At 54.9% G+C, this 3,018-nt stretch carries 2 protein-coding genes; both read left to right on the top strand.

Translation table 11 applies throughout. From position 1 onward, the window contains the following. A partial coding sequence (locus IGR76_02165; GenBank protein MBF2077338.1) for a phosphoenolpyruvate carboxylase occupies positions 1-1,181 on the top strand: 1,181 nt, incomplete at its 5' end. A gap of 217 nt (positions 1,182-1,398) precedes the next feature. Next, positions 1,399-3,018, top strand: a 1,620-nt coding sequence (locus IGR76_02160) for a DEAD/DEAH box helicase (GenBank protein ID MBF2077337.1), incomplete at its 3' end; no start/stop codon positions are given.

Genomic DNA, 3,018 nt, shown 5'->3' with positions numbered 1-3,018 from the left:
AAGCCGAAGCTGGGGCGGATTGCAAGCCCAACCCGAAATTGCCCTACAAATGGGTTAGCGTGTTGCCCTATCCGGTCACGTCTCTTCAAGAGGTGATGTTGGGGTATTCAGACAGCAACAAGGATTCTGGCTTCCTCAGCAGCAACTGGGAGATTCACAAAGCCCAGCAAGCGCTCCAACGGGTGAGCGAGTCCTACGGGGTTTCCCTACGGATTTTCCATGGCCGGGGTGGATCGGTGGGGCGCGGCGGTGGCCCAGCCTACGAGGCAATTCTGGCGCAACCGGGGCAAAGCATTGACGGTCGGATCAAGATTACGGAACAAGGCGAGGTCTTAGCCTCTAAGTACAACCTGCCGGATCTCGCGCTTTATAACTTGGAAACCGTCACTACGGCAGTCATTCAGGCCAGTTTGCTCCGCAGTGGGTTTGATGATATTCGGCCCTGGTGCGAAATCATGGAAGAACTGGCGGCGCGATCGCGCAGTCATTATCGGGCGTTGATTTACGAACAGCCTGATTTCATCGACTTCTTCCACCAGGTCACGCCTATTGAGGAGATTAGTCAGCTTCAAATTAGCTCTCGTCCGGCACGACGCGGCGGCAAGCGGGGGTTGTCTAATCTGCGGGCTATTCCCTGGGTATTTAGCTGGACTCAAAGCCGATTTTTGCTGCCGTCCTGGTACGGGGTCGGCACGGCGCTGAAGGATTTCTTAGACCACGAACCCGAAGAACATCTTAAGCTGTTACGCTATTTCTACTACAAATGGTCGTTTTTCCGGATGGTGATTTCCAAGGTGGAAATGACGCTGTCGAAGGTTGATTTGCAGATCGCACGGCACTACGTTCAGCAACTTTCTGATCCGGAGGATTTAGGTCGCTTTGACACACTCTTTGCTCAAATTGCGCGGGAGTATTATCTAACGCGCGATATCGTACTCAAGATCACGGGGCATGAGCGATTGTTAGACGGTGATCCGGAACTCCAGCGCTCTGTACAGCTTCGGAATGGAACGATTGTGCCCCTAGGGTTCCTCCAGGTTTCGCTGTTGAAGCGCCTACGCCTGCACAAGAGTAATTCCCAGGCGGGTGTCATTCGTTCGCGGTATAGCCGGGGTGAACTGTTGCGCGGTGCGTTACTGACCATTAACGGGATTGCCGCCGGAATGCGGAATACAGGCTGATGTTGAGTGCCGAATGGTGAGTTCTACGTCACCCTTGTTCAGAAACGGCTCACTGCCTAACGTGCGGTTGCTCCTCTTGGGGGGCACACGCCGGTCGGGCATGCTAAATATCGGCGATCGCCCTAAAGGTATGGGAGGATGGGAAGAGGCGCGTAGTATTTTCGTATTGCATCGCTGCCCCTATGCGCTTTTCCATTCCTTCTTGCGCTGTTGAGTTATGGTTGATTTAGACTCCAAAAGATTGTTTCCCTTCGCTCTCGATACGTTTCAGAAAGAGGCGATCGCCGCGTTAGATGCGGGAAAATCGGTGGTGGTGTGTGCACCGACGGGGTCTGGAAAAACTTTGATTGGTGAGTATGCCATTCACCGAGCCCTAGCATCGGGACGGCGCGTGTTCTACACCACTCCGCTCAAAGCGCTGTCTAACCAAAAGCTGAGGGACTTTCGCGATCAGTTTGGTAGCGATACCGTTGGGTTGCTCACGGGGGATTTATCCATTAACCGGGATGCGCCGATCGTGGTGATGACCACCGAAATTTTTCGGAATATGCTCTACGGCACGGAAATCGGCGCAGTGGGTACATCCTTAGTCGATGTGCAGGCGGTGGTGCTGGATGAGTGCCACTACATGAATGATCGCCAGCGGGGGACGGTTTGGGAGGAGTCGATTATCTACTGTCCTCCAGAGATCCAGCTTGTTGCCCTATCCGCCACCGTGGACAATAGCGGACAGCTTACGGACTGGATCAGTCGAGTTCATGGCCCCACAGAGCTAATCTACTCCGACTTTCGGCCTGTGCCGCTGGAGTATCACTTCTGCAATCCGAACGGTCTCTTCCCGCTGCTGGATGATTCGCAAAAGAAGATTAACTCCCGATTGCGACCCAAAGGACGGAAGCGATCGCGCCCCGATACCCCTAGCCTCGGCTACATCCTGAGCCAACTTCGCCAGCGGGATATGCTCCCGGCCATTTACTTTATTTTTAGCCGTCGGGGGTGCGATCGCGCTGTGTCCGAAGTGGGAAACTTTAGCCTCCTGCAAGAACACGAAGCAGCCAGTTTGAAAGAACAAATTGATGCCTTCCTCGCTCGGAATCCCGACGCAGGGCGATCGCACCAGATTGAGGCTCTCTATCGCGGCATTGCGGCGCACCATGCCGGAATTCTCCCTGCCTGGAAAGGGTTAGTCGAAGAATTATTCCAGCAAGGACTGATCAAGGTGGTCTTTGCGACGGAAACCCTCGCCGCCGGGATCAATATGCCCGCCCGAACCACCGTCATCTCCAGCCTGTCTAAACGAACCGATCGCGGTCATCGCCTCTTAAATGCCTCCGAATTTTTGCAGATGGCCGGACGAGCCGGACGACGAGGCATGGACGAACGGGGACATGTGGTGACGGTGCAAACCCGCTTTGAGGGGGCAACCGAAGCCGCGTATCTTGCCACCTCTCGCCCCGACCCGTTGATCAGCCAGTTCGCGCCGAGCTATGGCATGGTGCTCAATCTTTTGCAAACCCACACCTTGGAGGAAGCCCAAGAGCTGATTGAGCGCAGCTTTGGGCAATACCTCGCCACGCTGCACCTAAAGCCCCAGCAGCAGATGATTGCTGACCTAGAAGCCCAGCTCGAACACCACGAAGCCCAACTGATCGGCATTGATCTCAACGAACTCGCCGATTATCAGAAATTGCAGGAGCGTTTGCGGGAAGAACGCCGAATCTTGAAAGTGCTGCAACAGCAAACCCAAGATGCCCTCACCCACGACCTCGCCCTCACCCTCAATTTTGCGATCGCGGGCAGCATCCTCACCCTCAAAGGACGGCATATTGCTGTTTCC

It is taken from the genome of Synechococcales cyanobacterium T60_A2020_003 (assembly GCA_015272205.1).
Taxonomy (GTDB): Bacteria; Cyanobacteriota; Cyanobacteriia; order RECH01; family RECH01; genus JACYMB01.
This window is presented reverse-complemented; position numbering and strand designations above follow the sequence as displayed.